This is a genomic window from Hassallia byssoidea VB512170, assembly GCF_000817785.2.
In the GTDB taxonomy this organism is placed as follows: domain Bacteria; phylum Cyanobacteriota; class Cyanobacteriia; order Cyanobacteriales; family Nostocaceae; genus Hassallia; species Hassallia carrinoi.
In genome coordinates this window covers 58,931-65,074 of sequence record NZ_JTCM02000017.1, presented here as the reverse complement: position 1 = coordinate 65,074, position 6,144 = coordinate 58,931, and the positions used below count along the sequence as shown (strand labels likewise).

Here is a 6,144-nt window from a genome sequence, read left to right as displayed (position 1 = left end):
TGACTTGTTTAGCAATGTGCTAAGTGGAGCGCAAAATGGTCAGGCAGGTAATATCAACATCAAAGCTGGCTCGCTATCTTTACTCAATGGAGCACAACTGCAATCTCGTGTTGTTAGCGGTGGGCAAGGAAATGGCGGTAATGTAACGGTGGATGTTCCGACTGGTATTGTTAGGATTGCTGGTCGCAATTCACGTGGAAATCCTAGTGGCATTTTTAACGATGTGGAGTCGGGAGCCAGCGGTAATGCGGGCAACATTCTCATCAACGCTGGTTCTATCTTCACTGATGACGCTGAATTAAGAACGACAAATGCAAGTGCTGGATTAGCCGGAGATATTGCGCTAAATGCCCGTGACCAAGTTTCACTAAACCAAAGTACGATTCAGAGTAATGGAAACCGTGGGCGAATCTTTATTGGCAAAAATGACATTTATGGAGACAGAACTTCTTCACCCAGAGTAGTAAAGCTCGAAGGTTCTTCTTTAAATACGACAAATCAGAGTGTTACAGGTGCTGATGATACGCCATTCAATGCTGGGAATATATCGATTGATGCTATCGACAGTATTTCGCTAAACAATCAGTCTTTTATCCGAGCTTTAACTCGGCGTAGAGGAGATGCTGGTAATGTGACGCTTCGGGCAGAAAATGGAGATATCTCGCTTGCTGGTGGGAGTGACATCTTCAGTACGGTGGAGTCTGGAGGAACGGGCAATGCCGGGAAAATTGATGTTACCAGCAGAAATCTTTCCCTGACTGATGGTGCCCAACTGCAAACTTTAGTTCGCGCCGGACAACGGGGTAATGCTGGTAACATTACCGTTCAAGCTAGTGGCACTGTTAGGATTGCTGGTCGCAATTCACAAGGAAATAGAAATCCTAGCGGAATATTTGTCACTAGTACTGGTACGGGACAGGGCGGTAATCTATCCATTACGGGAAATAGCTTAACCCTCGATCGCGGAATTCTCAGTGCCTCAACTGCCTCAGCTGACGGTGGTAACATCAATTTGAGATTACGCAACTTTTTGCGGTTGCAAAATGAAAGTCTTATTTCTGCCAACGCAGGCGGTCAACAAAATGGGGGAAACGGTGGTAACATCGCAATCGATACGCCATTCATTGTCGCTTTTCCTCGAAATAACGACATTACCGCTAATGCTGTTAGTGGTAGCGGTGGACAAGTCAGAACTAATGCTACTCTGTTTGGTATAGTTCCTCGTACTCGCGCAGACCTTGAGAGACTGGGTGTTCCAGGTTTAAATCCGAGAAATCTACCCACAAGTGACATCACTGCCTTTTCCCAACAAAATTCCTCGTTTGGTGATAACGTACAAGTGACTTCCCCAGATGTTGACCCCAGTCGCGGGTTAGTTGAATTACCAGAAACTGTCAGCGATCGCACACAACAAATTGCTCAAAGTCCTTGTCAACAAGGTTTCGGCAATGAATTTACGATCACCGGACGCGGTGGTTTACCAACAACTCCCAATCAAACTCTCAGCAGTGATAATGTTCGCGTTGATTTGCTACAACCTGTTGCCAGTAACGGAAATTCTCGTGCAGCTATAAAACCTGCAACCAATCCGACTGCTACCCGCGTACCTGCTCAAGGATGGATATTTAACGATAAAGGTCAGGTCGTTCTCACCGCATACGATCCTACCAATACTGGTTCTCAACGTTCTTGGCGCACTGCTGCTGCTTGTCCTGCACGTTAACATTTTTTGAAAATTTGTAGTAGGTACTTTAGTGCCTAAAATAAGCGCTTACAGCGATTTTCAGGTAAATGAACCACATTATTTTTATCTCACGCAAAGTACGTGTAGGGTGTGTTATCGCGGAGCGTAACGCACCAAAGCGGATGGTGCGTTAGCCACAGGCATAACGCACCCTACGTATATTTCAATAATCAAATATGATTCCCATATGTTTCACATCGTATCAGATTTATAGCTCAAGTCGAATTTAATAAGCAAAATGCCATTTGACTTACTCAAAATGCCATTTGACTTACTCATTTCGGTGTTTTCCGCACTTCAAATCAGCTTTTACTTTCTCAAACCCCAGTTTGCTTTCTCATTTCGGTGTTTTCCGCAAGCAAAATGCCATTTGACTTTCTCAAAATGCCATTTGACTTTCTCATTTCGGTGTTTTCCGCACTTCAAATCAGCTTTGACTTTCTCAAAATGCCATTTGACTTTCTCATTTTGGTGTTTTCCGCAAGCAAAATGAGCTTTTACTTTCTCAAAATGTCATATTGCTTTCTGCTGCTTGTCCTGGGCGTTAATATTTTTTGACATTTTTATTGACAATAAAAAGATAATCTGGTATTAGACCTAAAAAGGTAAGTACGATGTCGCAGATAATAAGAGTTTGGATTTCATACCTCAATTGAGCAACGCCTTTTTTTGAATGCTGTGATGAAAGTAAATCATCTTTATAACTTGACAGGGGGAATAAAGCGTGTATAAAAAGTCTGGATTTAATCGAAAATTGAAGAGTTTTATCGAAAGAATATATAAGAACGCGATAAAGGGTTTTAAAGTCTCAGGTCAGACTTTGCCAAAATCCTCTAAAAAGCGATCGCTCTTTCTCGCAGCTTTGTTATTTATCCTCTCAGCGGCAATCTCACCTGTTATTGCTAAAGTTCCTGCATCAACTTTTATTGTCCAAAGTCCGCAGAATGCCCAACAGCAAGCTAACAAAGCTATTCAATTATATCGTGACGGAAAATTCATAGAAGCGGTAGCGGCATGGAAATTAACAGCTAATGTTTTTCTGGCTCAAGGTGATAGATTAAATCAAGCTATGGCGTTGAGCAATCTCTCTTTGACTTATCAACAATTAGGACAATGGGAACAAGCATCTGATGCGATCGCCCAAAGTTTACAAATTCTCAAAAGCCAGCCAGAAAATAAAGAAAAACTTGAAATCCAAGCTCAAACTTTAGACGTTTTCGGTTCTTTGCAAAGAGAAATCGGACAATCGGCAAATGCTCTCAACTCTTGGCAAGAAGCTGCTAATATCTATAGCAAAATTAATCAACCTTTGAAAGTTGCCCAAAGCAAGATAAATCAAACTCAAGCAATGCAAGATTTGGGTCTTTATCCTCGCGCTTGCAAAACTTTATTAGAAGTATTCAATAAGCAGATTGAACAAGTGACAAATTGTCAAGAGTTAGGACAATTAAGTAGAGAAAACTTAACTCAAAAGCTGATAAAATTTGACAATGAATCTCCTTCTCTAACTGTAGCGGTGGGATTAAGAAGCCTTGGGGAAGTGCTACGATTAGTAGATCAGCCACAGCAGTCAGAAATCATTTTAGCAAAAAGTTTAAATCTAGCTGAAAAATTGCAATCTCCTCAAGACATAGCTGCTACCTATTTAAGTATAGGCAACACTGCACGAGAAATAGCTGAAAGAGAACGAGTTCGCAGCATCAGAGAGAATTACGAACAAAAAGCATTATTATCTTATGGTGAGGTGATAAAGTTGTCTCCATCGCCGATGATACGACAGCAAGCACAACTGAATCAACTAAATTTCTTGCTGAAACTTGAACAAACCTCAGCAACAGAAGAATTATGGCGATCGCTTAATTCTCAATTCCCTAATTTATCCCCCAGTCGTAGCGGAGTATACCAACAAATCAACTTTGCTCAAACTATTATTAACTTAGCTCAAACCAAAAAATTGACGCTGGGTGCTAATTCTCAAGTGCCAACTTTCGACGACATTGATAAAATCTTAATTAGAGCCACAGAACAAGCCAGAAGTTTACAAGACAAACGAGCTGAAGCTTATGCATTAGGAAATCGTGGTGGACTGTATGAACTGACTGAAGCAACACCACAGACACAAGCCGAAAAATTTACTCAACAGGCTTTGAGTATAGTTTCAAATTTTTCAGCACCAGACATAGCTTACCAGTTTTTCTGGCAGTTGGGAAGAATACGTAAAAATCAAGAAAATATAGAAGATGCGATCGCTGCTTACACCAAAGCTTATAATGCTCTTCAATCATTACGCGGTGATTTAGTCGCAAATAATGCAGAACTACAGTTTTCGTTTCGCGATCGCGTCGAACCAATTTACCGAGAGTTAGTTGATTTAGACTTACAATATGCTGCTAGTTTGAATAAACAATTAAAGAATGACAAAAGCCAAAAATTGCTAATTCAAGCTCGTGATGTAATTGAATCTCTGCAAGTAGCTGAACTCAACAACTTTTTTCGAGAAGCGTGTGTAGAAGGAAATGCAAAACAGATTGATAAAGTAGACAAAACAGCAGCGGTTATTTATCCAATAATTTTAGGCGATCGCTTAGAAGTTATTCTCAGCCTACCCAATCAACCTTTAAGCCTTCATACAAAACAAATTTCTCGACCTGCTTTTGAGGAAACTGTAGAAAACGTGCAGCGTTCTTTGCTAACTCCTGACAGTATAGTAGAAGGTTTTTTACCTGAATACCAACAGTTATATAACTGGTTGATTCAACCACTAGAAAAAGAATTAGCAACAAGTAAAGTTAGTAACTTAGTTTTTGTCTTGGATGGTGAATTGCGGAATATCCCAATGTCTATCCTTTATGATGGCAATAAATATCTCATAGAAAAGTATCCGATTGCTGTAACTTCTGGTTTGCAACTAATCGAACCAAAACCGTTAGCTGAGATTAATTTAAGAGCATTAACAGCCGGATTAAGTCAAGTTAGCAAAGAATTTACAGGACAATTTAAGCCATTAATATACGTAGAAGAAGAACTCAAACAAATTAAAAACTCTGGAATTCCATCTCAGCCGATCCTCAACGCTCAATTCACCAGCAAAGAATTCAAAAAAGAGATTGGTAGTTCTGGTTTTCCTATAGTCCATCTAGCTACACACGGTCAGTTTAGCTCTAAAGCTGAAGATACATTTATTCTTGCCTGGGATAGCCGCATTAATGTTATCGATTTTGGTAACTTATTAAGAAACAGCACACTTAATCAGGGTAGACCAATCGAATTATTAGTTCTCTCAGCCTGCGAGACAGCTAGTGGAGACGAACGCGCTGCTTTAGGATTGGCTGGGGTAGCAGTGCGAGCTGGTGCTAGAAGTACCTTAGCAACACTTTGGTCAGTAGAAGATAAAAGTACTGCCAAAATCATGGGTGAATTGTATCGTCAGTTAGAGCAAGCTAAAGAAAAGAAAATAAATAGAGCGCAAGTACTGCAAAATTCACAATTGAGTTTGTTAAAAGACTCGAAAGAGAAGCAATACAATCATCCTCATTACTGGGCGCCTTTTGTTCTGGTGGGAAATTGGCAATAGTTGCACAGAATGTAGCGAATTCCTGGTAGAGACGTTCCAGTGCTACGTCTCTACATCATATGTAATAAACCTGTCATGATATAAGCTAATACCGTTCAGTAGGGTGCCGTACTCTCGCAGCGCAACGCACCCTACAATTTAATTTTCTTAGAGGATGTCTGAGAAGTATCGTTTTTGTCATGCTGAAACCGAATCAAAAATTTGTTGTGCAGTGAGGTTTAATTGTGGGAAGGTAGGGGATTTAATTAAGTCATTCCCTCGGAACATTTTTTTTACATATTCCCCATCAATTAACTCGCATACAAAGATAGTGGGTTGTTTGGGATAACCGATAAAATCACGTCCACCCAAAGCAGCATAATCTACAATCCAGTATTCTGGGATGCCCATACCTTCATAGTCACGAAGTTTGTCGTAGTAATCGTCCTGCCAGTTGGTGCTAACCACTTCTACTATTAATTTGACAGTTAGCGCATTTTGAATAATTGATTCAGTTTCCCAGCGCGTTTCAATACCAATAGTTTCTTCATTCAAAATAATAATGTCCGGTTCGTAACCCGACTTATCACGATGCGGTTTAACAATTGATTCTCTGGGGATAAACCAAATATCGGTTTTGCGAATCTCATTAATAGTTGTAAGCAACTTTCCAACAAGAGAACCTGTTAATTTTGAATGCTTCCCTTTAGGTTTAGGCATCTCAACAATTACCCCATCATGCAATTCGTAGCGAATATGCGAGTTTTCTGGATACCATTCGATAAACTCATCAAAGGTGTATAATTTTGGTTCGGTTTGTGCTTGGGTTTGGGCTTGGGTCATAGTT

At 40.3% G+C, this 6,144-nt stretch carries 2 protein-coding genes and 1 pseudogene; 2 read left to right on the top strand and 1 reads right to left on the bottom strand.

Annotated elements, in window-relative coordinates:
• Positions 1–1,723 (top strand): annotated as a pseudogene (locus PI95_RS10885) (S-layer family protein); the annotation flags it as partial.
• A gap of 841 nt (positions 1,724–2,564) precedes the next feature.
• Complete coding sequence (locus PI95_RS10880) at positions 2,565–5,318, top strand: CHAT domain-containing protein (RefSeq protein ID WP_039748930.1); 2,754 nt, start codon at positions 2,565–2,567, stop codon at positions 5,316–5,318.
• 177 nt (positions 5,319–5,495) lie between these two features.
• Here the strand turns inward: PI95_RS10880 and PI95_RS10875 are convergent, their stop codons facing one another.
• Positions 5,496–6,140: a Uma2 family endonuclease gene (locus PI95_RS10875; protein ID WP_039748044.1), complete on the bottom strand. Its 645-nt coding sequence runs from the start codon at positions 6,138–6,140 to the stop codon at positions 5,496–5,498.
• Between the last annotated feature and the right edge of the window lie 4 nt (positions 6,141–6,144).